The 25,985-nt window shown below is 71.3% G+C and carries 23 protein-coding genes and 1 pseudogene; 12 read left to right on the forward strand and 12 right to left on the reverse strand.

Annotated elements, in window-relative coordinates:
• Positions 1-122 precede the first annotated feature (122 nt).
• Positions 123-1,100 (forward strand): multicopper oxidase domain-containing protein, encoded by a 978-nt coding sequence (locus SSQG_RS33125; RefSeq protein ID WP_003994334.1) that lies wholly within the window; start codon positions 123-125, stop codon positions 1,098-1,100.
• 104 nt (positions 1,101-1,204) lie between these two features.
• Positions 1,205-2,254 carry a LacI family DNA-binding transcriptional regulator gene (locus SSQG_RS33130; protein ID WP_003994335.1) on the forward strand — a complete coding sequence of 350 codons (1,050 nt, stop codon included), beginning with the start codon at positions 1,205-1,207 and terminating at the stop codon, positions 2,252-2,254.
• 4 nt (positions 2,255-2,258) lie between these two features.
• Here SSQG_RS33130 and SSQG_RS33135 read toward each other — a convergent pair whose 3' ends face one another.
• Positions 2,259-3,044: a VOC family protein gene (locus SSQG_RS33135; RefSeq protein ID WP_003994336.1), complete on the reverse strand. Its 786-nt coding sequence runs from the start codon at positions 3,042-3,044 to the stop codon at positions 2,259-2,261.
• Positions 3,045-3,264: 220 nt separating this feature from the next.
• Between SSQG_RS33135 and SSQG_RS33140 the strand changes: the two genes are divergently transcribed.
• The gene (locus SSQG_RS33140) at positions 3,265-3,510 is read left to right on the forward strand and encodes a WhiB family transcriptional regulator (protein WP_052310490.1); all 246 of its coding nucleotides are present in this window, start codon (positions 3,265-3,267) and stop codon (positions 3,508-3,510) included.
• 78 nt (positions 3,511-3,588) lie between these two features.
• On the opposite strand, the gene SSQG_RS33145 is transcribed toward SSQG_RS33140, so the two are convergent.
• The 4 genes from SSQG_RS33145 to SSQG_RS33160 all read right to left on the reverse strand — a co-directional run bounded on the left by SSQG_RS33145 (position 3,589) and on the right by SSQG_RS33160 (position 10,284).
• Positions 3,589-4,566 carry an acyl-ACP desaturase gene (locus SSQG_RS33145; protein WP_003994339.1) on the reverse strand — a complete coding sequence of 326 codons (978 nt, stop codon included), beginning with the start codon at positions 4,564-4,566 and terminating at the stop codon, positions 3,589-3,591.
• Positions 4,567-4,754: 188 nt separating this feature from the next.
• Positions 4,755-5,531 (reverse strand): dimethylargininase, encoded by a 777-nt coding sequence (gene ddaH / locus SSQG_RS33150; RefSeq protein WP_003994340.1) that lies wholly within the window; start codon positions 5,529-5,531, stop codon positions 4,755-4,757.
• Positions 5,532-6,290: 759 nt separating this feature from the next.
• On the reverse strand, positions 6,291-8,594 hold the full coding sequence (locus tag SSQG_RS33155) for an ATP-binding cassette domain-containing protein (protein ID WP_003994341.1): 2,304 nt from the start codon (positions 8,592-8,594) through the stop codon (positions 6,291-6,293).
• A gap of 10 nt (positions 8,595-8,604) precedes the next feature.
• A complete protein-coding gene (locus tag SSQG_RS33160) occupies positions 8,605-10,284 on the reverse strand; it encodes an ABC-F family ATP-binding cassette domain-containing protein (RefSeq protein ID WP_003994342.1) in 1,680 nt (559 codons plus the stop codon).
• 322 nt (positions 10,285-10,606) lie between these two features.
• Here SSQG_RS33160 and SSQG_RS33165 point away from each other — a divergent pair, with 322 nt between their 5' ends.
• Positions 10,607-11,260: a GOLPH3/VPS74 family protein gene (locus SSQG_RS33165; protein WP_039934161.1), complete on the forward strand. Its 654-nt coding sequence runs from the start codon at positions 10,607-10,609 to the stop codon at positions 11,258-11,260.
• 38 nt (positions 11,261-11,298) lie between these two features.
• Here the strand turns inward: SSQG_RS33165 and SSQG_RS33170 are convergent, their stop codons facing one another.
• Both SSQG_RS33170 and SSQG_RS33175 read right to left on the reverse strand, forming a co-directional pair.
• Positions 11,299-11,715 carry an SsgA family sporulation/cell division regulator gene (locus SSQG_RS33170; RefSeq protein ID WP_003994344.1) on the reverse strand — a complete coding sequence of 139 codons (417 nt, stop codon included), beginning with the start codon at positions 11,713-11,715 and terminating at the stop codon, positions 11,299-11,301.
• 398 nt (positions 11,716-12,113) lie between these two features.
• Positions 12,114-13,520: a DUF1996 domain-containing protein gene (locus SSQG_RS33175; RefSeq protein WP_003994345.1), complete on the reverse strand. Its 1,407-nt coding sequence runs from the start codon at positions 13,518-13,520 to the stop codon at positions 12,114-12,116.
• Between the two features lie 159 nt (positions 13,521-13,679).
• On the opposite strand from SSQG_RS33175, the pseudogene SSQG_RS43215 reads away from it, so the two are divergent.
• A pseudogene (locus SSQG_RS43215) lies at positions 13,680-13,840 on the forward strand (oxidoreductase); the annotation flags it as partial.
• 70 nt (positions 13,841-13,910) lie between these two features.
• Complete coding sequence (locus SSQG_RS33180; protein ID WP_003994347.1) at positions 13,911-14,234, forward strand: hypothetical protein; 324 nt, start codon at positions 13,911-13,913, stop codon at positions 14,232-14,234.
• Between the two features lie 10 nt (positions 14,235-14,244).
• Here SSQG_RS33180 and SSQG_RS33185 read toward each other — a convergent pair whose 3' ends face one another.
• On the reverse strand, positions 14,245-14,538 hold the full coding sequence (locus tag SSQG_RS33185; RefSeq protein WP_003994348.1) for a YciI family protein: 294 nt from the start codon (positions 14,536-14,538) through the stop codon (positions 14,245-14,247).
• A 28-nt stretch (positions 14,539-14,566) separates the two neighbouring features.
• Between SSQG_RS33185 and SSQG_RS33190 the strand changes: the two genes are divergently transcribed.
• Entirely contained in the window at positions 14,567-15,259 is a 693-nt protein-coding gene (locus SSQG_RS33190; RefSeq protein WP_003994349.1) for an endonuclease V, read from the forward strand.
• Positions 15,260-15,265: 6 nt separating this feature from the next.
• On the opposite strand, the gene SSQG_RS33195 is transcribed toward SSQG_RS33190, so the two are convergent.
• A complete protein-coding gene (locus SSQG_RS33195) occupies positions 15,266-15,460 on the reverse strand; it encodes a hypothetical protein (RefSeq protein WP_003994350.1) in 195 nt (64 codons plus the stop codon).
• A 180-nt stretch (positions 15,461-15,640) separates the two neighbouring features.
• Between SSQG_RS33195 and mmpA the strand changes: the two genes are divergently transcribed.
• Complete coding sequence (gene mmpA, locus SSQG_RS41990) at positions 15,641-15,787, forward strand: morphogenic membrane protein MmpA (RefSeq protein WP_086025127.1); 147 nt, start codon at positions 15,641-15,643, stop codon at positions 15,785-15,787.
• A gap of 70 nt (positions 15,788-15,857) precedes the next feature.
• Here the strand turns inward: mmpA and SSQG_RS33200 are convergent, their stop codons facing one another.
• A complete protein-coding gene (locus tag SSQG_RS33200; RefSeq protein ID WP_003994351.1) occupies positions 15,858-17,036 on the reverse strand; it encodes a saccharopine dehydrogenase family protein in 1,179 nt (392 codons plus the stop codon).
• Between the two features lie 321 nt (positions 17,037-17,357).
• On the opposite strand from SSQG_RS33200, the gene SSQG_RS33205 reads away from it, so the two are divergent.
• The 3 genes from SSQG_RS33205 to SSQG_RS33215 are packed head-to-tail and all read left to right on the forward strand — an operon-like array spanning position 17,358 to position 21,950.
• Positions 17,358-18,503, forward strand: coding sequence for a CaiB/BaiF CoA transferase family protein (locus tag SSQG_RS33205; protein ID WP_052310377.1), 1,146 nt, complete (start codon positions 17,358-17,360; stop codon positions 18,501-18,503).
• 11 nt (positions 18,504-18,514) lie between these two features.
• Positions 18,515-19,729: an acetyl-CoA C-acetyltransferase gene (locus SSQG_RS33210; RefSeq protein ID WP_039934166.1), complete on the forward strand. Its 1,215-nt coding sequence runs from the start codon at positions 18,515-18,517 to the stop codon at positions 19,727-19,729.
• A gap of 34 nt (positions 19,730-19,763) precedes the next feature.
• A complete protein-coding gene (locus SSQG_RS33215; RefSeq protein WP_003994354.1) occupies positions 19,764-21,950 on the forward strand; it encodes a 3-hydroxyacyl-CoA dehydrogenase NAD-binding domain-containing protein in 2,187 nt (728 codons plus the stop codon).
• Here the strand turns inward: SSQG_RS33215 and SSQG_RS33220 are convergent.
• Positions 21,936-22,658 (reverse strand): MerR family transcriptional regulator, encoded by a 723-nt coding sequence (locus SSQG_RS33220; RefSeq protein WP_003994355.1) that lies wholly within the window; start codon positions 22,656-22,658, stop codon positions 21,936-21,938. The genes SSQG_RS33215 and SSQG_RS33220 overlap by 15 nt on opposite strands.
• Positions 22,659-22,876: 218 nt before the next feature.
• Between SSQG_RS33220 and SSQG_RS33225 the strand changes: the two genes are divergently transcribed.
• Positions 22,877-24,343, forward strand: coding sequence for an amino acid permease (locus tag SSQG_RS33225; protein ID WP_003994356.1), 1,467 nt, complete (start codon positions 22,877-22,879; stop codon positions 24,341-24,343).
• 54 nt (positions 24,344-24,397) lie between these two features.
• Here SSQG_RS33225 and SSQG_RS33230 read toward each other — a convergent pair whose 3' ends face one another.
• The gene (locus tag SSQG_RS33230) at positions 24,398-25,921 is read right to left on the reverse strand and encodes a M1 family metallopeptidase (protein WP_003994357.1); all 1,524 of its coding nucleotides are present in this window, start codon (positions 25,919-25,921) and stop codon (positions 24,398-24,400) included.
• Between the last annotated feature and the right edge of the window lie 64 nt (positions 25,922-25,985).

The following is a 25,985-nucleotide window of genomic DNA, read 5'->3' on the forward strand; positions in this document are numbered from 1 at the left end:
TATGACCGGGATGACCCCAACTTTGTCTTGAGTGTGGATAAACGGGAGCGCGGCCGGTACCGTCGCACAGGTTCATCACAGGTACGCCTCCGTAAAAGCCTTATCAGGGTGGGGAGTTCCGCATGGACAGACGCAGCTTCAATCGGCGCGTGCTGCTGGGCGGCGCGGCCGTCGCGACATCGTTGTCCGTGGCGCCGGAGGCCATCAGCGCCGACGGACCGGCGAAGACGGCACCCGCCGGAGGCGAGGTGAAGCGCATCAAGCTGTACGCCGAGAAGCTCCCCGACGGGCAGATGGGGTACGGCCTGGAGAAGGGCAAGGCGAGCATCCCCGGCCCGCTGATCGAACTCAACGAAGGCGACACGCTGCACGTCGAGTTCGAGAACACCATGGACGTGGCGGTGAGCCTGCACGTCCACGGCCTGGACTACGAGATCACCAGCGACGGCACGAAACTGAACCGCAGTCACGTCGAGCCCGGCGGCACCCGCACCTACACCTGGCGCACCCACGCCCCGGGCCGCCGCAAGGACGGCACCTGGCGGGCGGGCAGCGCGGGCTACTGGCACTACCACGACCACGTCGTCGGCACGGAACACGGCACGCAGGGGCTCCAGAAGGGCCTGTACGGCCCGGTGATCGTCCGCCGCAAGGGCGACGTCCTGCCCGACCGCACGCACACCGTCGTCTTCAACGACATGCGCATCAACAACAGGCCACCACACTCCGGGCCGGACTTCGAGGCCACGGTGGGTGACCGGGTCGAGTTCGTCGTGATCACGCACGGCGAGTTCTACCACACGTTCCACATGCACGGTCACCGCTGGGCGGACAACCGCACGGGCATGCTGACCGGACCCGACGACCCCAGTCAGGTCATCGACAACAAGATCACGGGCCCGGCCGACTCGTTCGGCTTCCAGGTGATCGCGGGGGAGGGGGTCGGCGCGGGCGCCTGGATGTACCACTGCCACGTGCAGAGCCACTCCGACATGGGGATGGTCGGGCTGTTCCTGGTGAAGAAACCGGACGGGACGATCCCCGGGTACGACCCGCACGAGCACGGGGAGCAGCCACCGGCGGGGGGCCACGAGCACTGACGGGCGCCTGGGGCCGGTCGCTCCCGGAGGCGCACGAGAGCGCTCTCACCACGCGGGGTCCCCGGGGCTATCCTGATCCGCATCCGCAGGTGAGGAGCCCCGAAGTGACCGACACAGCGCCGCGTCCCACCCTGGAGGCCGTGGCCGCCCGGGCCGGTGTCTCGCGGGCCACCGTGTCACGCGTGGTCAACGGCGGGGACGGGGTCAGGGACGTCCTCGTCGAGCGGGTCCGCAAGGCGGTCGAGGAGCTCGGATACGTGCCCAACCAGGCCGCCCGCAGCCTGGTGACCCGGCGGCACGACGCGGTCGCGGTCGTCGTCGCCGAACCCGAGACCCGGGTGTTCGCCGACCCGTTCTTCGCACTCCAGCTGCGCGGCATCAGCAAGGAGCTCACCGCCCACGACAACCAGATGGTCCTGCTGCTCACGGAGGGCCGGGACGATCACGCCCGGGTCGGCCGGTACCTCGCGGGCGGCCATGTCGACGGGGCCCTGGTCTTCTCCCTGCACCTCGACGACCCGCTGCCGGAGCTGATCCAGCGGGCCGGTGTCCCCACGGTCTTCGGCGGACGGCCCGGCTGGCGCGGCGACCGGCGCGGCGTGGTGTACGTCGACAGCGACAACCGCGGCGGCGCGCGCGACGCCGTCCGCCACCTCGCCGGCCTCGGCCGCACCCGTATCGCGCACATCACCGGCGCACTGGACCAGACGTCGGCGGTGGACCGGCTCGACGGCTACCGGGACGTCATGGTGGACGCCGACCCGCGCCTGATCGCCGAGGCCGACTTCACGCCCGCCGGGGGCGAGCGGGCCATGCGGGAACTCCTCGAGCACTGCCCGGACGTGGACGCGGTGTTCGCCGCCAACGACCTCACGGCCTCCGGTGCACTGCGCGTCCTGCGCGAGTCCGGCCGCCGCGTGCCCGAGGACGTGGCCGTGATCGGCTTCGACGACATGCTGCCCCTGGCGGAACAGGCCGACCCGCCCCTCACGACGGTCCGTCAGGACATCGAGGAGATGGGCCGCCTCATGGCCCGCCTGCTGCTCCGCAGCCTCGACCGCGGGACCCCGCACGGGGACGGTGCCCAGGGCGTCGGCGGCACACCCTCCAGCGTGGTCCTGCCCACGACGCTGGTACGGCGGGCGTCGGCGTAGCGCCTCAGTCCGATCGCGGCTCGCTGCGGATCACCGCGAAGCGTGCCCCGTAGGGGTCGGCGAGTTTGGCCAGGCGGCCGGCGCCCGGCAGGTCGGTGGCGGGCATGCGGATCGCGCCGCCCAGCTCCCGCGTCCTGGCGACGACGGCGTCCGGGTCGGTGACCTCGAAGTACGGCAGCCAGTACGCCTCCTCCTCGCCCGGGTCGTCGGCCAGTGGTACGACACCGCCGAACATGGCGTCCTCGCTCTCTCCGGCGGGGACGAGGGTGGTGTAGGTGCCGCCGGGGAAGTCGAGTGGGAAGGTCTCCAGGCCGAGCACGGAGTGGTAGAAGGCGGCCGCTGCGGGGACGTCCGCCGTGTACAGCTCCAGCCAGCACAGCGAGCCGTGCTCCTGGACGACCTCCAGGCCCTTGTTGCGGCCGGGCTGCCACAGGCCGAAGCGCACCCCCGCCCGGTCGGCGAGGATCGCCATGCGGCCCAGGTCCCGCACGTCCATGGGCTGCGTCAGCACCGAGCCGCGCGCCTGCTCGGCCGCCTTCGCCGTGGCGTCCGCGTCCGGGGTCTGGAAGTAGGCCGTCCAGGAGGGCGGGCCCTGCTCCGGCGTGGTCTGCATGCCGCCGGCCGCGGTCCTGCCGTCGAGCTGGAAGAGACCGTACCCCCCGGCCTCGGGGCCGCCCGGCTGGAACCGCCAGCCGAACAGCTCCCCGTAGAAGGCGGCGGCGCCGTCGATGTCGGGGGTGCCGAGATCGATCCAGTTCGGAGCTCCGGTGACATAACGGGTGGTGAGCATCGTGGCCCTCCTCGTAGAGAGTCCCGTCGTCTCTCTGCCGAGTCTCGCACCGCCCACTGACAGCCGCCGCCGGAGCGCCGACGGCGTGTTCCCCGTGCTCCCGCGCGCCGCCGTGCGTCGCCTTGCCCGGCAGGCCACCATCGAGACGGCCGGGGGCCCGTGAACGCGCGTTGATCCCGCGTTGATCGAACGTTTTTCACCGACCGCGACGCTGCTGGTCATGCACATCGACACGATCACCTCGCCCGAACTCGCCTGGCAGCAGGAAGCGTTGTGCGCGCAGACCGGGGCGGACTTCTTCTTCCCCGAGCCGGGCAGTTCGGTACGGGAGGCGAAGCGGATCTGCGGAATGTGCCCGATCCAGGCGGCCTGCCTCGACTACGCGCTGAGCAACGACGAGCGCTTCGGTGTCTGGGGCGGCCTGTCGGAGAAGGAACGTCTGGAGCTGCGCCGGACCTCGCGCTAGCCACCCGGAACGCCGTGAGGCCCCGGCCGCTCGTGGCGGTCGGGGCCTCACGATCGGGCCGTGGGGGCCGGTGTGCCGTCAGGCGCCGGCCCGGGCGGCCATCCGGGCCTTGCGGGCGGCCAGCTTCTCGTCGAACTTCGACGCCTCGGAGTCCAGGCCGCCCATGAACAGGCCGAGCTCCTCCTGCGCCTTGCGGCCCTCGGGGCCCAGGCCGTCGATCTCCATGATCTTCAGGAAGCGCAGCACGGGCTGGAGCACGTCGTCGTGGTGGATGCGGAGGTTGTAGACCTCGCCGATCGCCATCTGCGCGGCGGCCCGCTCGAAGCCGGGGATGCCGTGACCGGGCATCCGGAAGTTCACGACCACGTCGCGCACGGCCTGCATGGTCAGGTCCGGCGCGAGCTCGAACGCCGCCTTCAGCAGGTTCCGGTAGAAGACCATGTGCAGGTTCTCGTCGGTCGCGATCCGGGACAGCATGCGGTCGCAGAGGGGGTCACCGGACTGGTGGCCGGTGTTGCGGTGCGAGATGCGGGTGGCCAGCTCCTGGAAGGCGACGTAGGCGACCGAGTGCAGCATCGAGTGGCGGTTGTCCGACTCGAAGCCCTCGCTCATGTGCGACATGCGGAACCGTTCCAGCTGGTCCGGGTCGACGGCGCGCGAGGTGAGCAGGTAGTCCCGCATCACGATGCCGTGCCGGCCCTCCTCCGCCGTCCAGCGGTGCACCCAGGTGCCCCAGGCGCCGTCACGGCCGAACAGCGAGGCGATCTCGTGGTGGTAGCTGGGCAGGTTGTCCTCGGTCAGCAGGTTGACGACGAGCGCGATGCGGCCGATCTCCGTGACCTTGGACTGCTCCTTCTCCCAGGCCTCGCCGTCCTCGAAGAGGCCGGGGAAGTTGCGTCCGTCGCTCCACGGCACATACTCGTGAGGCATCCAGTCCTTGGCGACCTGCAGATGCCGGTTGAGTTCCTTCTCGACCACTTCCTCCAGTGCGTACAGCAGCTGGGCGTCGGTCCAGGCGCCGGCGGGGCTGCCGAGGTGGGGAGTGGTGATCGTCATGGACTCTCCAGGGGACATACGTACGAGGGGTGAGCGGAAACCTACGGCATCGTAGGCTACGTTGCCGTAGGTTACGAGTCCGTAGGTTAAGGATGCTGTAAAGGCCGCTGATCAGCGGGGTCGCCGATGCGGCGGCGCGGCTTCCGGACACGCAGGTCGAGGGCCGAACGGGCGTTTTGTCCACCTGGTCAGGCGTACAGCTCCCGCAGTCGCACCGAGAGGCACGTCACACATCCCTCCAGCTTCTCGAACTCACTGATGTCCACGACGACCGGTTCGTACCCGAGGTCCTTGAACAGCTCGGCGGTCTTCGGGGCGCTGGCCGCCATCAGCAGCTTGTCACCGCCGAGCAGCACGACGTGCGACCCGGACTCCTCCGGCACCGGCAGGAAGCGCGCGAACAGCGACGGCACGTCCATCTTCGGGATGTGCCCGATGACCGTTCCGTCCGGCAGGGCGGTGACCGCCGACTTCAGGTGCAGCACCTTGCTCACCGGCACGGAGACGACCCGGGCGCCCAGCGGCTCGAAGGCGGCTCGCAGCTGCCGTACGCCGGCGGCGTTGGTGCGGCCGCCGCGGCCCACGTACACCGTGTCGCCGATCTTCAGTACGTCGCCGCCCTCCAGCGTGCCCGGCTCCCAGATCCAGTTCACGGAGCAGCCCAGTCCGGCCACGGCCTCCTCGACCCCGGCGGTCTCGTCGCGCCGGGAGCCGGCGCCCGGGCGCGAGATCAGCGCGACGTTCTTGTACATCACGACCGTGTCCTCGACGAACACCGAGTCCGGGCAGTCATCGGCCGGGTCCACCTCGATGGTCTCCCAGCCGTGCGTGCGCAGTGCCTCCACGTACGCCTCCCACTGCTCGACCGCGAGGTCGGCGTCGACCTTCTCCCGCTCGATGTGTGTCACCAGCCCCTCGGCGAGGCGCGGGCTGGGGCGGCGGACGAGGGCCTTCTTGCTGGGCACGAGCGTGACTCCGTATCGGATGGGACGTGTCTGGACCGCACCGACAAGACCTCCGGGATCGACCGGAACCCATCGGGCGTCAGCCGCCCATCATGCAGGGCGATCCCAGGGGAGGACACCCCCGGGGCAGGTCACGCTGCACACGGTCCGGCCCTGAACGGCCCGAGACGGCCGGCCACCGGCCCCGGAGGAGCCTGAACGGCCCCCAGCCTCCCGGCGAGGCGCACAGACCACCGGCCCCGACTCCGGCCCGCCCCTCCTCGGCTCCGGCGTGGCCTCGTCCGGGGCCTGGGGGTGGCTTCGGTTTCGTCTCGGCCCGGGCAGGGGCTCCAGCCGGGTCCCGCACGCTTCGGCCCGGAGTCGCGCGTAAGGGGCCGTGTCGGGGGGTGTCCGCCCGCAGCGGGCGGCGCGTACAACGCCAGTCAGCCGCTAGGTGACCTGGTCGCGCCGTTCCGAGGACGGACACCCCCCGGCGCGGCCCCGACCCACCCCCGGGCGCGCCCGACGTCGTCCGACCCGAGCGCGCCCATGCCGCGGCCGGTCGGCCGCTCTGCCGGGCGGGACCGTGCACCCGCGGGTCCTGAGCCCGCCGGTGGCGTCATGGCAGCGCCCGATCCGGCGCAGCACCGCCGAACCGCCCGTCTCACCGTCGGCTCCCGACCCGGGCGGAAGGCCCCCGGCGACCACCGTGATCGGACGGCGGAACGTCGGACCACCCCACGGGGCCACCGCACACACACCTGGACGGGCGACGGCCCGTCACGCCGGCGCGACGGCCTCGGGAGGAACGTCCGCCGAGCCCAGCGCCCGCCTCAGGTGCTCCCCGGTGAACGATCCCGCCGCTTCCAGGAGCCGGCGCGGCGTCCCCTCGAAGACGATCTCGCCGCCGTCCCGGCCGCCGTCCGGGCCGAGGTCGATCACCCAGTCGGCCCGGGCGACCACGTCCAGGTTGTGCTCGACGACGAGGACCGTGTTGCCCGTGTCGACCAGCCGGTCCAGCAGGGAGACCAGCCCGTCCACATCCGCCATGTGCAGTCCGGTCGTCGGCTCGTCGAGGACGTAGACCGCGCCCGTCCGGTGCAGCCGCGTGGCCAGCTTGATGCGCTGGCGTTCGCCGCCGGAGAGCGTGGAGAGGGGCTGGCCGAGGGTCAGATACGTCAGCCCGACGTCCCGCAGGGCGCGCAGCCGGCGCCGTACGCCCGGGTCGTCGAAGAAGTCGAGGGCCTGTTCGGCGGTCATCTCCAGGACGTCGGCGATGGACCGGCCCCCCACGGTCAGCCGCAGCACCTCCTCCTTGAAGCGCCGCCCCTCGCAGTCGTGGCAGGTCGTCGTCACCGGGTCCATGAAGGCGAGGTCGGTGTAGATGATCCCCCGGCCCTCGCAGGTGCCGCAGGCGCCGCCGGAGTTGAAGCTGAACAGGCCCGCCGCGGCTCCCGTCCGGCGGGCGAAGATCTTCCGTACCGCGTCCATGATCCCCAGGTACGTCGCCGGGGTGGACCGGGCCGAGATCCCGATCGAGGACTGGTCGACCACCACAGCGTCCGGGTGCGCGGCGGCGAACTCCCCGACCAGCGTGCTCTTCCCGGAGCCCGCCACCCCGGTGACGGCCGTGAGCACGCCGGCCGGGAACCGTACGGTCACGTCCCGCAGGTTGTGCCGGCCGGCGCCCTTGACCCACAGTTCGCCGGTGGCCTGCCGCACCTCGTCCTTGACCGCCGTACGGCGGCGCAGGCACCGCCCGGTGAGCGTGCCCGACGCGGCCAGCTCGCCCGGCGTCCCTTCGAACACCACCGTGCCGCCCCCGGCACCGGCCCCCGGCCCCATGTCGACGACGTGGTCGGCCAGCGCGATGACGTCCGGGTCGTGCTCGACCACCAGCACCGTGTTGCCCTTGTCGCGCAGCCGCAGCAGCAGGTCGCCGAGCCGGCCCACGTCCCGCGGGTGCAGGCCGACGCTCGGCTCGTCGAAGATGTACGTCATCCCGCTCAGGCTGGAGCCGAGGTGCCGCACGGTCTTCAGCCGCTGCCCCTCCCCGCCGCTGAGCGTGGCGGTCTCCCGGTCGAGGCTGAGATAGCCGAGCCCGATCGCCTCGATGCGCTCCAGCGCGGCCACCGCCGCCCCCGCGACGGGCCCGGCCACCGGGTCGTCGATCTCCTTCAGTACGGCGATGAGGTCGGTGACCTGCATCCGTGCGCAGTCGGCGATCGACCGGCCGTCGATCCGGGTCGCGAGCGCCGCCGCGCCCAGCCGGGCTCCCCGGCAGGCCGGGCAGACGCCCTCCACCAGGAACTCCCGGACCAGATCGCGGGTTTTCTGGCTCATGCCCGACAGGTCCCGCTTCAGGTACAGCCGCTCGAAACGGTCGGCCAGCCCCTCGTAGTCGGTGGACCAGGCGCCACCGCTGCCGTTGACGGTGACCTTGCTGCCGGGCCGCCCACGCATCAGAAACTCCCGTTCGGCGGCGGTGAACCGCCCCACCGGCTTGTCCGCGTCCAGTTCGGCGCTGTTGGTGTACGCCTGCCCCTGCCAGGTCCCGGCCGCGAACGGCGGGAAGCGGACCGCCCCGCCGGCGAGGGAACGATCCGGGTCCAGGATGCGGTCCCAGTCGGGCCGCACCGCCCGGCCGAGACCGTCGCACTCGGGGCACATGCCCGACGGGTCGTTGAACGAGTAGGCCGCCGCCGACCCGGCGCTCGGCGTGCCGTGCCGGGAGAACAGCACCCGGATCACCGAGTAGACGTCCGTCATGGTGCCGACGGTGGATCGGGAGTGGCCGCCGACCGGCCGCTGGTCGACGACGATCGCGGGGGAGAGGTCCTGCAGTCCGTCCGCGTGCGGCCGTTCGTACTTGGGCAGCCGGTTGCGGACGAACCACGGGAACGTCTCGTTCAGCTGGCGCTGCGACTCCACCGCGATCGTGTCGAAGACGACGGACGACTTCCCCGACCCCGAAACGCCGGTGAACACGGTCAGCCGGCCTTTCGGGATGCGCAGGGTGACGTTCTTCAGGTTGTTCTCGCGTGCTCCGGTGAGGGTGATGACATCGTGCGCGAAGTCGGTCATGCCGCCGACGCTAGGCGGGAAACCCGACAGTCTCTGGCGTGATTTCCCTCAGTTCTCCCTCCTCCAGCAGCAGCCAGCGCGTGATGCCGACCGACCCCAGGAACGCCAGGTCGTGACTGGCCACGATCAGCGCTCCCTCGTACGACTCCAGGGCCGTGGTCAGCTGCCGCACGCTCGCCATGTCGAGGTTGTTGGTCGGCTCGTCCAGCATGAGCAGCTGCGGCGCGGGCTCCGCCAGCATCAGCGCGGCCAGCGCCGCCCGGAAGCGTTCCCCGCCGGACAGCGTCGCCGCCCTCTGGTCGGCCCTGGCCCCCCGGAACAGGAAGCGGGCCAGCCGCGCCCGGACCCGGTTGTTGGTGGCGCCCGGCGCGAACCGGGCCACGTTCTCGGCGACGGTCCGCTCCCCGTCCAGGACGTCGAGCCGCTGGGGCAGGAACCGCAGCGGGACATGCGCCGTCACCTCGCCCGACTCCGCTTCGAGCTCCCCGGTGATCGTGCGCAGCAGCGTCGTCTTGCCCGCGCCGTTGCGGCCGATCAGCGCGACCCGCTCGGGGCCGCGCAACTCGAAACCGCCCTTCACCCGGGCGCCGTAGCGGAGCCCGAGATCCTGGAGGGTGAGGACGGTACGCCCCGGTGGCACGGCCGTGTACGGCAGGTCGACCCGGATCTCGTCGTCGTCCCGTACCGCCTCCACCGCCTCGTCGAGCCGCTCCCTGGCCTCGGCGAGCTTCTCCTCGTGCATGATGCGGTGCTTGCCCGCGGACTCCTGTGCCGCACGCTTGCGCGCGCCCATGACGATCTTCGGCTCACGCTTCTGGTCCCACATCTTCTGCCCGTACCGCTTACGGCGGGCCAGTTTGACCTGGGCGTCGGTCAGTTCGCGCTTCTGCTTGCGGAAGTCGGACTCGGCGACGCGCACCATGCGCTCGGCCGCCTCCTGCTCGATCGCGAGGGCCTCCTCGTAGGCGGAGTAGTTGCCGCCGTACCAGGTGATCTCGCCCACCCGTCTCCCACCACCACCCTCAACCGAGGCGCTGCGCGCCGCAGAATTCACTCGGCGCAGGTCGGCGATCTGGTCGACGAGTTCCAGCAGTTCCCGGTCGTGGCTGACGACGACCATGACGCCCGGCCAGGACTGCACAGCCGTGTACAGCCGCCTGCGCGCGTACAGGTCGAGATTGTTGGTCGGCTCGTCCAGCAGCAGCACGTCGGGGCGGCGCAGCAGCAGCGCGGCCAGCCGCAGCAGGACCGACTCGCCGCCGGACACCTCGCCGATGGTGCGGTCCAGCTGGACGTGTCCGAGGCCGAGTTCGCCGAGGGTGGCCAGGGCGCGCTCCTCCACGTCCCAGTCGTCGCCGACGGTCTCGAAGTGCGCCTCGGACACGTCCCCGGCCTCGATGGCGTGCAGCGCGGCCCGCCGGTCGGCGATGCCGAGCGCCTCGTCGACGCGCAGGGTGGTGTCGAGCGTGACGTTCTGCGGGAGGTAGCCGACCTCACCGGCCACGCGGACGGTGCCGTCGGCCGGTGCGAGCTCACCGGCGATCAGCTTCAACAGGGTCGATTTCCCCGACCCGTTGACCCCGACCAGGCCGGTCCGGCCCGGACCGAAGGCGACGTCGAGGCCCTCGAAGACGGGGGAGCCGTCGGGCCAGGTGAAGGAGAGGGACGTGACGGTGATGGAAGCAGGCATGCGGGCCTCTTTCGCGGTTGCTTGATGCGGTCAGGGGCAAACGCGTATCGAGACACCTGCGACCAGGGAGGAGGGGCTCCAGGGCACGTCACGGGCACTTCATGTGCAGAAAGGAAGCCCTGTACCGGAGGACGGCTCGAACGCCGAGGTCGCACGCGGCGCACACACCTGATGGGGTGCGTGACGCGGTGTCTCAGGACCTCAGACGAGCAACGTCCTTCTCCAATCGGCGGCAACAGGACGCTGTCGACGCTACGAGGGGGCCCGGACCCTGTCAACGCGATTTACGAGCCATTCGATCTGCCCGACCCGAGGAGGCCCCGTGCCCACCGGTCCGATCTCGCTGCCGGCCCGGCTCTGCCTGCTGGCCTGGGACACCGCGCGGCCGACGGCCACCGGCCGTGCCGATCTGCCGGGCCTGGTCCGGGCCGGCGCCCTCATCGAGCTGGCCCGGCGCGGCCTGCTGGTCGACGAGGACGGCATCGCCACGCCGGCCGACCTGGACTCCCGCACCGGTGACGCGGTCCTCGACGGGCTGCTGGAACTCGTCCGCGAGTCCCGCCCGCACTCCTGGCGGACGTGGGTGACGCTGCGGACGCGGGTGACGTTCGACGCGGTGCGGGAGCAGCTGGTGGCCGAGGGCTTCCTGCGCGCGGAGAAGAAGCGGGTCCTCGGCGTGTTCCCGTCCGTGGAGTACGCGCCGGGGCGTGTCGCCGCCGTGGACGCGCTGCGGGAGGAGGCGCGGCAGGTTCTCCGGGGGCCGCAGCCGGTCGCCGGGGTCTCGGCACGGGACGCGGCGGTCGTCGCCCTCGCCGCCTCGGCGCGACTGCTGCCCGTCGCCGACGTCCGCGCCCACGAGCGACGGGTGGCGGAGCTGGCCGGGCACGCCGGGGCGTCGGCGTCCGGGCTCGGGGAGATCGTCCGCGAGGTCTGTACGGCACTGACCGTGACGGCGGCGAAAGCCGCCCTGCCCTGAGCGGACGGCCGATGTTCTCCGCGCTCAGGGCAGTCGGCTCAGCACGCGTCCCGCATCAGTTCCGCCAGGTCGCGGTCCAGGTCCAGCTGGAGGTGCTCCAGGCCGACCGGCACGAGCTCGCTCGTGGCCTCCAGGAACCGGCGTACCTCGCTCGAGCGGATGTGCACGACGGCGGTGCCCTCGGGGGCGTGGAACTCCAGCACCGTGCGGTCGTACCCGTACGGCCGCACCCGCACGTCGCCGTGCCCCTCGGCCGTCTTCAGGCCCGAGGCGAGGAGCTCGCGCGAGAACGTCCAGCAGACCTCGACGCCCTCCAGCGTGGCCGGGGCGGGGAAGGTCATGCGGACGGCGAACGGATCACGCCGGTCGTAGTGCAGCGTCGCGGGAATGCTCGGCATACGCGGCGCGGCGGCGACGAGGCGGGCCTCCACGGGCTGCTCGATGACGATGGACAACGCCTTGCTCCCTTGTGACGGCTGGACGGACTTCCGGGCGTATGAGACCGGGGCACTGGAAGAGACGACGGAATCAGCCAATCCGTGCACACGAAATGCGAGTGACCTCTGTCACCGCGTTCATGCACGGGAGTGATGTGGCTCTCCTCGCGTGCCCTGGCAGTGGAGGGAGACCGGCCGGCAGCGGCGCAAGCGCGGGTCCGGCCCGGGGCGAGTGATCCGTCCGGACAGCGCGTAACGCCGGTTCAGGCGGTGGATGCCCATGGTGCCCGGCGCGGGGAGCAGCAGCGCGGGCACCGTGAAACGCCGGAGCCGGGCCGGCTCACGGTCGTAGGAGTGGAGTGCTGGTCCGTGGGGCGGGCGCCGGCCGTACGCCGCCCGCCCCACGGTCCGTCAGGTCAGCTGCACCTGCGTCCGGTGTTGATGCACTGCACCATCTTGTTCATGAGCTGTGCGCCGAACACGTTGATGAAGTCCCCGTGGTCGGTGACGGGCTTGTGTGCCTGCTCGGGGAAGCCGTCCAGGGCGAAGAACGGACGGGTCTTGCCGTTGTCCTTGAGGCTCGGCGCGTCCACGTCGTACACCAGGCGCTGCACCAGCTGCGGGATGGCCTTGAAGCCGCTCGGGCACCGGCCGCTCGCGTCGGCGAAGGCCACGTGCGCGCGGTGGTTGGCGCTGTCGGTGTTCCGGCCGTCCCAGCAGCTCTGGAACTTGAAGGTGCGTACCACGTCGCTGCCGGACGGGCAGAGCGGATACTTGTCCTTCAGTTGCACCTTGTTCTCGAAGCCGGTGCAGCTCCAGGAGGCGTTGGCGTTGGCCGTGCCGTTGGTGAACGCCTTGGCGTCACCGGTGATGATGCGCAGGAACTTCGGCATCGCCGCCACCTTGCCGCGCGGGCTGCCCACGAAGTTCAACGTGGCCGCCTTGGCGGTCAGGATCCGGCCGGTGTTGCCCTCGGCGCCGCCGCCCAGCTTGTCGGCGTCGAACTCCTTGGTGCCGTCGCGCAGCCGCAGCACCGGCCAGTAGTAGGTCGACTTGTCGCCCTGGTTGCGGCAACTGGTCTTGCCGGCCGCCAGGGTCTGGTCGGCGGCGAAGGCGTTGTTGGCCTGGTTGCCGACGTAGTCGTGCACGTGGTGGGCGCCGTTGGTGACACCGGGGGCGACGATGACGTTGTCGGAGTTGTACAGCTTGTTGGCGTTGACACCGCACTTGGTGGTGAAGACGCCGGTGGAGGCCGTCGCCGCCTTGCGCGGGGCGCTTACGTTGGGGCGCACCTTGGTGATGTTCACGAAGTCGGCCGCGACGGGGCCGTTGCCGGCCTGACCGGCGTTGGTCTGGTTGCCGGTGGCGCGCAGCGTGCAGGCCGCCAGGGTGTCGAGTCCCTGCGGCCTGGCGGCGACCCGGCCGATGGCGATGGCGATCCGGTCGATCGTCGCCTTCCGCTTGTCCTTCAGCGGATTGATGATGGCGTTCTGGGCGAAGCCGGGGTCCTGCTGGATCGCCCGCTGGGAGGAGGACAGGCGCTGGTAGGCCTCGGCCACCTGCTTGTCGAGCAGCGCCAGTTCCTTGTCGACCTGGGCGCGGGCCTGCGCCGGAACGGCCGTCAGTTTCTGGCCCACGTCGGGACAGTCGACGGTGGAGGAGGCAGCCTGAGCCTGGTTCTGGGCTCCGCTCGGCGCGCTGGTCTCTTCGGCCGAAGCGTAGATGTTGGCCGCGACCAGTCCGCCGGCTCCCACGGCCAGCGCTGCCATCGCGCCCACCATCCGGCGGGTGGTTTTCGATCTCTTCCGCGTGTTGCGTCTCATCAGGCCTCTCAGAGCATATTGCGGAGCCGCGTGGGGGGCTTCTCGCACGGGAACCTCTCTGAGGTACGGAGGGTGGGCACGGAATGTTCACGGGGTGCGCGGATTCGTGGATTTTTCTCGACCACGACCAGCGCGATGACGCGCCTCCTGGCCGCCGTATCCGCCCTCGCCGTCGGCCCTGACGGCACCGACCGCACACGGACGGCGGCCGCATCTGGCGCACGGTCGGCACGGGCTCCTACGGCACCGTCGACCGGGCCTCGGGTGCCGGCTGCCGGGCCGCCGGCGAGCAGGGGCGGGTGGCCCGCCTGGAGCACTGAGCGAGCGGCACGCGGTGAAGGTCGGCAGTGTGGGTACTCGTGCACCGGATGTGAAAGGGAGTGAGCGAGAATGCCACGCGGTTCGAGCTCCAAGCGGGAGCGCCAGTACGAGCACATCAAGGAGGGCGCGAAGGACCGGGGCGAGAGCACCGGCCGCGCCGAGGAGATCGCCGCACGGACGGTGAACAAGGAACGCGCCCGCTCCGGCGAGTCGAAGACGGCGAGCCGTACCTCCACCAAGGACATGTCGTCCGGCAGGCGTGGCGGTCAGCGGTCGGGGCAGGGGTCCCAGGGCCCCACCTACGACCAGCTCTACCAGGAGGCCAAGCGCCGTGGTGTGGAAGGCCGGTCCACCATGAACAAGAGCCAGCTCCAGCGCGCGCTGAGCAAGTGAGGCGCACGCCTCAGAGGGTCTCCCGGTAGGCCTCCAGCGCGGGAGCCGTCTTCGTCGCCACGAACTCGGTGACGCGGTACGCGCAGACGCCGGCGGTGACGAACGGGTCCCCCGCGACGATCTCCTCGATCCGCGCACGGTCCCCCGCGACGGCGAGGATCACCCCGCCGTCGCGGGGGTTCTTGCGCCCGGAGGCGAGGAAGACGCCCCGTGCGTACTGCTCGTCGAGCCACGCCACATGCGCCTCCAGCACGGTGTCGACGGCTTCCAGCGGGGCGGTGTACGTCAGCTCCAGCACGAACATGATCACGAGCCTATAGGCTCAGATCACCATGACGACGGTACGCATTCCCGAGGGCTGGCCCGCGACCGAGGAGCAGGCCCGCGCCGTCCAGGACGAACTGCGCGCACGCGTGATCCTCGACGAACCCGGGCCCCCGCCCGGGACGGGCCATGTGACGGGGGTCGACGTCGCCTACGACGACGAGCGGGACGTGGTCGCCGCGGCGGCGGTCGTCCTGGACGCGTCGAGTCTCGCCGTGGTCGCCGAGGCCACGGCGGTGGGCCGGGTCTCCTTCCCCTACGTGCCCGGACTGCTCGCCTTCCGCGAGATCCCCGCGGTCCTCGCCGCCCTCGACGCCGTGGCGTGCCCGCCCGGCCTGGTGGTCTGCGACGGCTACGGCCTCGCCCACCCCCGCCGCTTCGGCCTCGCCAGCCACCTCGGGGTGCTCACCGGACTGCCCACGATCGGTGTCGCCAAGAACCCCTTCACCTTCGAACACGACGCCCCGGCCGCCCCGCGCGGCAGCACCTCCGCGCTGCTCGCCGGCTCCGAGGAGGTCGGCCGCGCCCTGCGCACACGCGACGGCGTGAAACCGGTCTTCGTCTCGGTCGGCCACCGCGTGACCCTGCCCAACGCCTGCGCCCACACCCTGGCGCTCACCCCCCGGTACCGCCTCCCGGAGACCACACGCAGGGCGGACGCGCTCTGCCGGCAGGCGCTGCGGCAGACCTACTCCGTCTGACCGGCCCTACTTCGTCTGATCGGCCACGCGCCAGCGGCCCACCTCGCGGTACTCCGAGTCGCAGATGACCGACCCGTCCCCGGGCCGGAGCGGGTAGTGGTGCAGGTTGCCGCCCCAGTACCTGAGGATCCGGCCCAGCTCGCCCGCCGGATCCCTCGCCAACGCCGCGTCGTCCATGGTGACTTCAAGAAGGAACTTCATGCCTTCAATGGTTTCATTGAAGTCCTTCTTGGCACTTTTCGCGCTGTTGCCCGCGCAGCGCCGGGAAAAGTCTCAAACCGGGGGAGCGGACTGCCGCCTGACGGGCCGCGCGATCTGAGTACCGGCTCTGAGTACCAGTACGGATGCCCGGCCACCGCCCGGGTCGGCAGGCTGGGGCGCATGACAACGCACCGCGCCACCAAGCCTGTTGCCAGTCCGACCCAGACCGTCGAGCGGGCCGTCACGGTCGGCCTGATCCTCGCCGTGCTGGCGGGGCTCGCCTGGATAGCCGGGATGATCTACACCATCGCCGAGTGGCCGCTCTAGGCCGGCACTCGGCGGCTCCAGACCGGCACCCGGCGGCGGCCGTTCAGCGCCGGAGCTCCGACGTGCGCGTTCAGCGCGACGACGCGACGCGGAAGCGGATGCCGGCCGTGCGCAGCCGGTCGATCAGCGCGTCACCCATGGCCACGGCCGTCGTGACCTGACCCGCCGTCTTCGGGAGGTCGTCGAAGGCGAGGCAGAGCGCCGACTCGGCGAGCATCTTCGCCGTCTCGTCGTAACCGGGATCGCCGCCCGAGACCTCCGTGTACACCCGCCGCCCACCGCCCTCGCCCACGAAGCGCAGCGAGAACCAGCTCTTCGCCCGCTTCTCGGGGCTCGGCCCGTCCCCGGGCCTGAGCCGGCCGGACAGCCAGCGCCGCGCGGCCGGCAGCTGGGCCGCCGCGACCACGGCACCCACGGCCGCGACCCCGCCCACGGCGACCGGCAGACGCCGGACGGCAGCGTACTGCCGGTAGCGGAACTCGGGCCCGTACCGGTCGAGGGCCGACGCCGATCGCCGCACGATCTGCGGGTCGATGGTCGGCATCGGCAGCGCCCACGCGCCGACCTCCTTGGCGAACCGCGGCGCCGCCGTCGGCGCCGACACCCGCCGGCCCACCAGCCGCGGCTCGTGGCGCCGCCGGTCCCGCGCGGCCGCCGCCATCTCCCGCTGCCGGGCGAACTGGTTCAGGGCCGAGCCGAACGTGCCGCCCGAGAACGCCGCGTCGGCGGTCACGAACCCGTCCACGGTCAGCGGCACGCCCTCCGGCAGCTGCCGCACGGTGAAGTACACGCCGAGGTCGTGCGGGATCGAGTCGAACCCGGCGGCGTGCACCAGCCGCGCCCCGGTCTCACGCGCGCGTGCGTCGTGCCGCACGTACATGAGGTCCACGAACTCGGGCTCACCCGCCAGGTCGAGGTAGTCGGTCCCGGCGTCGGCGCAGGCGGCGACGAGCTCCTCGCCGTACGTCACGTACGGGCCGACCGTCGTGGCCACCACCCGCGCGCTCTCGGCCAGCGCCCGCACCGAGGCCGGGTCGCAGACGTCCGCCCGCAGCACCCCGACCTCCGTGCCGGCCGGCAGTCGCTCCCGAAGCCGCTCCAGCTTCTCCGCGCTGCGGCCCGCGATCGCCCAGCGCAGCCCCTCGGGCGCGTGGCGGGCCAGGTACTCCGCGGTGAGCTCTCCGGCGAAACTCGTGGCTCCGAAAAGCACGATGTCGTACGGACGGTCCGTCCTGTTCAACCCGCTCATGACACCCCTCGGTCGTTCAGCCCGTGCCGCTGTCGGTGGCCGAGGCTAGCGTGAGGAGTGCGGAGCCCGACGACGAGCCCGGAGGAAGGACGATGGCCGTGCCCAGGAATGCCCTGAAGAAGTGGGAGAAAGTGCGCGAGTCCGCGCTGGGGACGAGAGCTGTCGGGTGATCCCGCCCAGGCGGCTGACAGCGGTACTGGACGGGGGCTGACCTCGTCCGGCAGATTGCTAAGCGCTTGCTCGGGCAGGTCTTGTGCCGAGTGGAACGCGTTCTTAGCATCACTGGTGTTACATCACTTGTGTCACAGCACTGGGGGCTGGATGACCACGGCAAGGACGCCAGGGCAGGGCCCGCTCGCCGGCGTGCGGGTTGTCGAACTGGCCGGGATCGGACCCGGCCCGTTCGCCGCCATGCTGCTCGCCGACCTCGGGGCCGACGTCGTGCGCGTGGACCGGCCCGGCGGGCCCGGGCTCGCGATCGACCCGGCCTACGACGTCACCAACCGCAACAAGCGCTCGGTGGTCGTCGACCTGAAGTCGCCGGACGGCCCCGCCCGGGTGCTCGATCTGGTCGCGCGGGCCGACGTCCTGGTCGAGGGCTACCGGCCCGGCGTCGCCGAGCGCCTCGGTGTCGGCCCCGGGGACTGCCACGCCCGCAACCCCCGTCTCGTCTACGGCCGGATGACCGGCTGGGGCCAGGACGGGCCGCTGGCCCAGCGCGCCGGGCACGACATCGCGTACATCGCCCCCACCGGCACGCTCGGCATGATCGGCCGGCCGGACGAGCCGCCGGCGGTCCCGGCCAACCTGCTCGGCGACTACGCGGGCGGCTCCCTCTACCTCGTCGTCGGCGTCCTCGCCGCCCTGCACCACGCGCGGGCGACGGGCACCGGCCAGGTCGTGGACGCCGCCATCGTCGACGGCGCCTCCCACCTCGCCACGATGATCCACGGCATGCTCGCCGCCGGTGGCTGGCAGGACCGCCGCGGCGCCAACCTCCTGGACGGCGGCTGCCCGTACTACGGGACGTACGAGACGGCCGACGGCCGGCACATGGCCGTCGGGGCGCTGGAGTCGCGGTTCTACGCGCAGTTCCTCGCCCTCCTCGGCATCGAGGACCGGGCCGAGGCCCGAAAGGACGTCAGCCAGTGGGGTGAGCTGCGCGAGCAGGTCGCGATCCGCTTCAAGACCCGGACGCGGGACGAGTGGACAGCGGTCTTCGAGGGCTCCGACGCGTGCGTGGCGCCCGTGCTGTCGCTGCGCGAGGCCCCGCACCACCCGCACCTCGCCGCCCGCGGCACGTTCACCGACCACGGCGGCATCACCCAGCCCGCCCCGGCCCCCCGTTTCTCCGCGACCCCGACCTCCGTCCGCACCGGCCCGGCGCAGCCGGGCGCCGACACCGCGGAGGTCGCCCGGGACTGGGACGTCCCCGGGCTCCTCCCGTCGTCCCGAAACCCTCAGTGAAAGGCCTCCTCGTGAGCACCGAAGCGTACGTGTACGACGCGATCCGCACCCCGCGCGGACGCGGCAAGGCCAATGGCGCCCTGCACGGCACCAAGCCCATCGACCTGGTCGTCGGACTCATCCACGAGATCCGCGCCCGCTTCCCCGGCCTGGACCCCGCCGCCGTCGACGACATCGTGCTCGGCGTCGTCGGCCCGGTCGGCGACCAGGGTTCCGACATCGCCCGGATCGCGGCCATCGCCGCGGGGCTGCCCGACACGGTGGCCGGTGTCCAGGAGAACCGCTTCTGTGCCTCGGGCCTGGAGGCCGTCAACCTGGCCGCCGCCAAGGTCCGTTCGGGGTGGGAGGACCTCGTCCTCGCGGGCGGCGTCGAGTCGATGTCCCGGGTGCCGATGGCCTCCGACGGCGGCGCCTGGTTCAACGACCCGATGACCAACCTCGACGTCAACTTCGTGCCGCAGGGCATCGGCGCCGACCTCATCGCCACCATCGAGGGCTTCTCCCGGCGGGACGTCGACGAGTACGCGGCCCTCTCCCAGGAGCGGGCGGCCGCCGCCTGGAAGGACGGGCGCTTCGACAGGTCCGTCGTGCCGGTGAAGGACCGCAGCGGCCTCGTCGTCCTCGACCACGACGAGCACCCGCGCCCCGGCACCACCGCCGACTCCCTCGCGGGGCTGAAGCCGTCCTTCGCGGACATCGGCGAACTCGGCGGCTTCGACGCGGTGGCGCTCCAGCAGTACCACTGGGTGGAGAAGATCGACCACGTCCACCACGCGGGCAACTCCTCCGGCATCGTGGACGGCGCCTCGCTCGTCGCGATCGGCTCCAAGGAGGTCGGCGAGCGCTACGGGCTCACGCCCCGGGCCCGGATCGTCTCCGCCGCGGTGTCCGGCTCCGAGCCCACCATCATGCTCACCGGCCCCGCCCCGGCCACCCGCAAGGCCCTCGCCAAGGCCGGACTGTCCATCGACGACATCGACCTGGTCGAGATCAACGAGGCGTTCGCGGCGGTCGTGCTGCGCTTCGCGCGGGACATGGGCCTGTCCCTGGACAAGATCAACGTCAACGGCGGCGCGATCGCGCTCGGCCACCCCCTCGGCGCGACCGGCGCGATGATCCTCGGCACCCTCGTCGACGAACTCGAGCGCCAGGACAAGCGCTACGGCCTCGCCACGCTGTGCGTCGGCGGCGGCATGGGCGTCGCGACCATCGTCGAGCGCATCTGACCACCTCCCGACGGATCACACGGAGCACCTCCACATGAGCACTGAGTCCACCACCATCCGCTGGGAACAGGACCACACCGGCCTCGTCACCCTGGTCATCGACGACCCCGACCAGTCCGCGAACACCATGAACCAGGCGTTCCGCGACTCCCTCGCCGCCGTCACCGACCGCCTGGAGGCCGAGAAGGACGGTATCCGCGGCGTCATCATCACCTCCGCCAAGAAGACCTTCTTCGCCGGCGGCGACCTGCGTGACCTGATCCGGGTCACCCCCGAGACGGCCCAGGAACTGTTCGACGGCGGCATGGCGATCAAGCGGAACCTGCGCCGCATCGAGACCCTCGGCAAGCCGGTCGTCGCCGCGCTGGGCGGCGCGGCTCTCGGCGGCGGCTACGAGATCGCCCTGGCCTGCCACCACCGCATCGCCCTCGACGCGCCCGGCTCGAAGATCGGCTGCCCCGAGGTCACCCTCGGCCTGCTGCCCGGAGGCGGCGGCGTCGTCCGCACCGTCCGCCTGCTGGGCATCGCCGACGCGCTGCTCAAGGTCCTCCTCCAGGGCACCCAGTACAACCCCCGCCGCGCCCTGGAGAACGGCCTCGTCGACGACGTGGCCGACAGCCAGGAGGACATGCTCGCCAAGGCCCGCGCGTTCATCGACGCCAACCCGGAGGCCCAGCAGCCCTGGGACAAGCCGGGCTACCGGATCCCGGGCGGCACGCCCGCCAACCCCAAGTTCGCGGCGAACCTGCCCGCCTTCCCGGCGACCCTGCGCAAGCAGACGAACGGCGCGCCCTACCCGGCGCCGCGCAACATCCTCGCCGCCGCCGTCGAGGGCTCGCAGGTGGACTTCGAGACCGCCCAGATCATCGAGGCCCGCTACTTCGTGGATCTCGCTGCCGGGCAGACGTCGAAGAACATGATCCAGGCCTTCTTCTTCGACCTCCAGGCCGTCAACTCCGGCGCGAACCGGCCGAAGGGCATCGAGCCGCGCAAGGTCCGCAAGGTCGCTGTCCTGGGCGCCGGGATGATGGGCGCCGGGATCGCCTACTCCTGTGCCCGGGCCGGCATCGACGTCGTCCTGAAGGACGTCTCCCTGGAGGCGGCCCTCAAGGGCAAGGGCTACTCCGAGAAGCTGTGCGCCAAGGCCGTCACCAAGGGCCGTACGACCCGTGAGAAGGCCGACGCGCTGCTGGCCCGGATCACCCCCACCGCGGAGGCACAGGACCTGGCGGGCTGCGACGCCGTGATCGAGGCCGTCTTCGAGGACACCACCCTCAAGCACAAGGTGTTCCAGGAGATCCAGAACGTCGTGGCCCCCGACGCGCTGCTGTGCTCCAACACCTCCACCCTCCCCATCACCGCGCTCGCCGAGGGAGTGGAGCGCCAGGCCGACTTCATCGGTCTGCACTTCTTCTCGCCGGTCGACAAGATGCCGCTGGTCGAGATCATCAAGGGCGAGCGCACGGGCGAGGAGGCCCTGGCCCGAGCCTTCGACCTGGTCCGGCAGATCAACAAGACGCCGATCGTCGTCAACGACTCGCGCGGCTTCTTCACCTCCCGCGTCATCGGGCACTTCATCAACGAGGGCGTCGCCATGGTCGGCGAGGGCGTCGAACCCGCGTCGGTCGAACAGGCCGCCGCGCAGGCCGGCTACCCGGCCAAGGTGCTGTCCCTGATGGACGAGCTGACGCTCACGCTGCCCCGCAAGATCCGGGCCGAGACCAAGCGGGCCGTGGAGGAGGCCGGCGGCACCTGGGTCGCCCATCCCGCCGAGGCCGTCATCGACCGCATGGTCGACGAGTTCGGCCGCACGGGCCGCAGCGGCGGCGCCGGCTTCTACGACTACGGGGACGACGGCAAGCGCGCCGGGCTCTGGCCCGGGCTGCGCGAGCACTACACCAAGCCGGGCTACCGGATCCCGTTCCGGGACATGCAGGAGCGCATGCTCTTCGTCGAGGCACTGGACACCGTCCGGCTGCTGGAGGAAGGAGTGCTGACCTCGGTGGCGGACGCCAACATCGGCTCCATCCTCGGCATCGGCTTCCCGGGCTGGACCGGCGGCGTGCTCCAGTACATCAACGGCTACGAGGGAGGCCTGCCCGGGTTCGTGGCACGCGCGCGTGAACTCGCCGAGCGCTACGGCGACCGGTTCACACCGCCCGCGCTGCTGGTGGAGAAGGCGGAGCGGGGGGAGAGGTTCAGCGACTCAGCCCGTGCCTGAGTCTGCGGGCTCACCCGACTCGGTGAGCCACTCGCCCAGCTCTTCCTTCAGCGACCGCTGAAAGGCCGTGAGGAGCGCCTGCACCACCAGAGGGTGCATGTGCGCCGACAGGGACCGCACGTCCCGCGCGTCCCGCTCGGCGACCTCGCCGCGGAAGAGCCGGGAGAGTTCACGGGCGGCGGCGCGCGAGTGTTCGAGGAGAACCTCGCGCGCCGCGAAGATCGCCTCCTGGGAGAGCGGCACGTCCAGCAGCCGGACGCCCAGCCGGAGCAGACCGAGGTCGGCTGCGTACCCGTCCTCCGCGGGCCGGACCACGCCCATCGCGACGAGCCGCTCGACGTCCTCGTCGCCGAGCGGCCGCCCCGCGCGCCGCCGTAGTTCCTCCCGGGTGATGGTCTCGACGGTGTCCGGCGCCCAGGAGGCCACCACGGCCCGGTGGACGGCGAGATCGTGCGCGCTCAGGTCCGGCGGCAGCTGCCGCAGGTAGCGCTCGATGCCCGCCAGCGTCATGCCCTGGTGCTGCAACTCCTCGATCAGCGCCAGCCGGGCCAGGTGCTCCCGCCCGTAGTGGCCCACGCGCCGGGGGCCGAGGACCGGCGGCGGCAACAGTCCCTTGGTGCCGTAGAAGCGGACCGTGCGCACCGTGACACCGGCCTTGGCCGCCAGTTCGTCGATCGTGAGGGTCGGATCCTCGGTGTCGGTCGTCATGTGCAGCAGTATCGCTGTCCCACCGAAGCTGTGACACCTGCGCCGAGCGAGGCGACGGCGGTGTGAGAAGGAGCGCTCTGTGACGTACGCCACCGCGTGAGGCGTGCAGGGTGGGGGAAGGTGGCCCCTTGGTCTGTGCCTTTACAGGGCGCAGACCTTATGTACGTCCGGACAGCCGAGCGCGACCCGCTCGGGAGTACCAGAGAGTGGATCCACCCGTGAGCAAGGACGCCGTGAACACGGCAGCAGCCGCATCCCCCAGCGACGCGGCCCAGGTGCCCGCGGACGCGGGCGACGCCGGCTACAGCAAGGACCTCAAGGCCCGCCACGTCAACATGATCGCCATCGGCGGCGCGATCGGCACCGGACTCTTCCTGGGCGCCGGTGGCCGGCTGCACAACGCGGGCCCGGCGCTCGCACTGGCGTACCTGGTCTGCGGCATCTTCGCCTTCTTCGTCGTCCGGGCCCTCGGCGAGCTGGTCCTGTACCGGCCCTCCTCGGGCTCCTTCGTGTCGTACGCGCGCGAGTTCCTCGGTGAGAAGGGCGCCTACGTCGCCGGCTGGATGTACTTCCTGAACTGGTCGACCACCGGCATCGCCGACATCACCGCGATCGCGCTCTACACGCACTACTGGAGCCTGTTCACCGACATCCCCCAGTGGGTGCTCGCGCTGGCCGCCCTCGCGGTCGTGCTGGCGGTGAACCTCATCTCGGTGAAGATCTTCGGCGAGATGGAGTTCTGGTTCGCGATCATCAAGGTCGCGACGCTCGTCGGCTTCATGCTGATCGGCATCTTCCTGCTGGCCACCCAGCACGAGGTGGGCGGCCAGACTCCGGGCATCGGCGTCATCACGGACAACGGCGGCGTCTTCCCGCACGGCATGATGCCCGTCGTCCTCGTGATGCAGGGCGTGATCTTCGCGTACGCCGCGCTGGAACTGGTCGGTGTCGCAGCGGGCGAGACCGCCGAGCCGGAGAAGGTCGTCCCGCGCGCGGTGAACTCGATCATGTGGCGGGTCGGTCTCTTCTACGTCGGCTCGGTCGTCCTCCTGGCGCTGCTCCTGCCCGGTTCGCTCTACTCGGCCGACCAGAGCCCCTTCGTCACCGTCCTGTCGAAGATCGGCGTCCCGGCGGCGGGCGACGTCATGAACCTGGTCGTCCTGACCGCCGCGATGTCCTCGCTGAACTCGGGCCTGTACTCCACGGGCCGCATCCTGCGTTCGATGGCGACGGCCGGCTCCGCGCCGAAGTTCACCGCCCGGATGAACCGCAGCCAGGTCCCCTACGGCGGCATCCTGCTGACCTGCGCGGTGTGCGTGCTCGGCGTCGGTCTGAACTACCTCGTGCCGGCCCAGGCGTTCGAGATCGTGCTGAACGTCGCCTCGCTCGGCATCATCAGCACCTGGGTGATCATCATGATCTGCCACCTGGTCTTCGTCCGCCGCGCCAAGGCGGGCCTGCTCGCCCGCCCCTCCTTCCGCCTCTTCGGCAGCCCGGTCACGGAGATCGCCACGATCGCCTTCCTGCTGGCCTGCCTCGGCATGATGTGGAACGACCCCGAGGTCGGCCGCAAGACCCTCCTGCTCGTCCCGCTGATCGCGGCCATGCTGGTCGCGGGCTGGTTCGGCATCCGCCGCCGGGTGTCCCGGACGGCCGACCAGGAACTGTCCCAGTTCACGAAGTAGCAGGCCGGGGCCACTGCCAGTGGCCCCGCCCATGTGGTGCTCATCACCCGTGCCTCAGTGCTCGCGCCCCCCGGTGCCCCGCTCCGCGTGCCCGTGCGCGCCGTTCGTCGCCGCGATCTTCTTCCAGGACTTCGGCTGCGTCACCGGCCCGCCGGATGTCGCGACCGACGCCGTCCGGGCCGCCGAGGTCGCCGGCTTGGACGGCTGGAAGAGCCAGGTGTCGAAGAGTGCGGCCAGGGGCTTGCCGGAGACCTCCTCGGCGTACCGCTGGAAGTCGGCGACCGACGCGTTGCCGTAGGCGTGCTTCTGCGGCCAGCCCTTGAGAATCGCGAAGAACGCCTCGTCACCGATCTCGTTGCGCAGTGCCTGCACCGCCAGCGCGCCCCGGTCGTAGACCGCGATGTCGAACTGGTTGTCGGGGCCCGGGTCGCCGGGCTTCACCGTCCAGAACGAGTCGTCCGCCGGATGCGAGGCGTACACGTAGTCGGCGAGTTCCTGCGCCGTGCCCTCGCCCTCGTGCTCGGACCACAGCCACTGCGCGTACCGTGCGAAGCCCTCGTGGATCCAGATGTCCTCCCAGCGCTTCAGCGACACCACGTCCCCGTACCACTGGTGCGCCAGCTCGTGGACGACGACGGACACGTTCGACCCGTTCGCGAACTGCCGCGGGCTGTAGTACGGCCGGGTCTGGGTCTCCAGGGCGTACCCGGTGGTCGTGTTCGGCACGTATCCGCCGAGCGCGTTGTAGGGGTACGGGCCGAAGTACCCGGCCAGGAAGTCCGCCACCTCCCCGGTCCGTTCGAGGCTCGCCCGGGCCGAGCCGGCGTTCGCGCCCAGGTCCTTGCTGTACGCGTTGAGGACCGGGATGCCGCTCTCGGTCGTGCCGGTGGTGATGTCGAACTTCCCGACCGCGAGCGTCGCGAGATACGTGGCCTGCGGCTTGTCGGAGCGCCAGTTCCAGCGGGTCCAGCCGAGCCGTGAACTCGTCGACTGGAGCGTGCCGTTGGAGATGGCCTGCGTGCCGTCCGGGACCAGCACGGACACGTCGTAGGTGGCCTTGTCGAGTGGGTGGTCGTTGCTCGGGAACCACCAGGCCGCCGCCTCGGGCTCGTTCGCCGCGACACCGCCGTCCGGCGTGCGGTGCCAGCTGGTGAAGCCGTACGCCTGCTTCGACGACGGCACCCCGCGGTAGCGCACGACGACCGTGACGGGCGTTCCCTTGGCCAGCGGGGTCTTCGGCGTGACCTCCAGCTCGTGCTCGCCCGACGTCCGAAACGAGGCCTTCGCGCCGCCCACCCGCACCTCGTCGACGTCCAGCAGGAAGTCCAGGTTGAAGCGGGACAGGTCCTGCGTGGTGCGGGCCACCAGGGTCGCCGTGCCCTCGAGTTCGTCCGTGGCCGGCTGGTACTTCAGCCTGAGGTCGTAGTGGGAGACGTCGTATCCGCCGTTGCCGTAGGCCGGGTAGTAGGGGTCGCCGATGCCCGGCGCGCCGGGGGCGTAGGACGCGGCCGATGCCGGGATCGCCAGCAGGAGAACGGCCGCCGTCAGGGCTCCCGGCGCGATGATTCTGCGGTGCACGCAAAACTCCAAGTCGTAGGGTCCCGAAGTCCTTCCGGAGCCTATTGACTCCCGCTCTCTCTGG

Origin of the sequence: Streptomyces viridochromogenes DSM 40736 (assembly GCF_000158955.1) — a bacterium.
Classification (GTDB): Bacteria; Actinomycetota; Actinomycetes; order Streptomycetales; family Streptomycetaceae; genus Streptomyces; species Streptomyces venetus.

Bases quoted from the DNA above. Each gene is read 5' to 3' on its own strand.
- SSQG_RS33125 (WP_003994334.1), top strand. From the start codon at position 123: ATGGACAGACGCAGCTTCAATCGGCGCGTGCTGCTGGGCGGCGCGGCC.
- SSQG_RS33135 (WP_003994336.1), bottom strand. From the start codon at position 3,044: ATGCTCACCACCCGTTATGTCACCGGAGCTCCGAACTGGATCGATCTC.
- SSQG_RS33140 (WP_052310490.1), top strand. From the start codon at position 3,265: ATGCACATCGACACGATCACCTCGCCCGAACTCGCCTGGCAGCAGGAA.
- SSQG_RS33145 (WP_003994339.1), bottom strand. From the start codon at position 4,566: ATGACGATCACCACTCCCCACCTCGGCAGCCCCGCCGGCGCCTGGACC.
- SSQG_RS33155 (WP_003994341.1), bottom strand. From the start codon at position 8,594: ATGACCGACTTCGCGCACGATGTCATCACCCTCACCGGAGCACGCGAG.
- SSQG_RS33160 (WP_003994342.1), bottom strand. From the start codon at position 10,284: ATGCCTGCTTCCATCACCGTCACGTCCCTCTCCTTCACCTGGCCCGAC.
- SSQG_RS33175 (WP_003994345.1), bottom strand. From the start codon at position 13,520: ATGAGACGCAACACGCGGAAGAGATCGAAAACCACCCGCCGGATGGTG.
- SSQG_RS33180 (WP_003994347.1), top strand. From the start codon at position 13,911: ATGCCACGCGGTTCGAGCTCCAAGCGGGAGCGCCAGTACGAGCACATC.
- SSQG_RS33185 (WP_003994348.1), bottom strand. From the start codon at position 14,538: ATGTTCGTGCTGGAGCTGACGTACACCGCCCCGCTGGAAGCCGTCGAC.
- SSQG_RS33190 (WP_003994349.1), top strand. From the start codon at position 14,567: ATGACGACGGTACGCATTCCCGAGGGCTGGCCCGCGACCGAGGAGCAG.
- SSQG_RS33195 (WP_003994350.1), bottom strand. From the start codon at position 15,460: ATGAAGTTCCTTCTTGAAGTCACCATGGACGACGCGGCGTTGGCGAGG.
- mmpA (WP_086025127.1), top strand. From the start codon at position 15,641: ATGACAACGCACCGCGCCACCAAGCCTGTTGCCAGTCCGACCCAGACC.
- SSQG_RS33200 (WP_003994351.1), bottom strand. From the start codon at position 17,036: ATGAGCGGGTTGAACAGGACGGACCGTCCGTACGACATCGTGCTTTTC.
- SSQG_RS33205 (WP_052310377.1), top strand. From the start codon at position 17,358: ATGACCACGGCAAGGACGCCAGGGCAGGGCCCGCTCGCCGGCGTGCGG.
- SSQG_RS33215 (WP_003994354.1), top strand. From the start codon at position 19,764: ATGAGCACTGAGTCCACCACCATCCGCTGGGAACAGGACCACACCGGC.
- SSQG_RS33220 (WP_003994355.1), bottom strand. From the start codon at position 22,658: ATGACGACCGACACCGAGGATCCGACCCTCACGATCGACGAACTGGCG.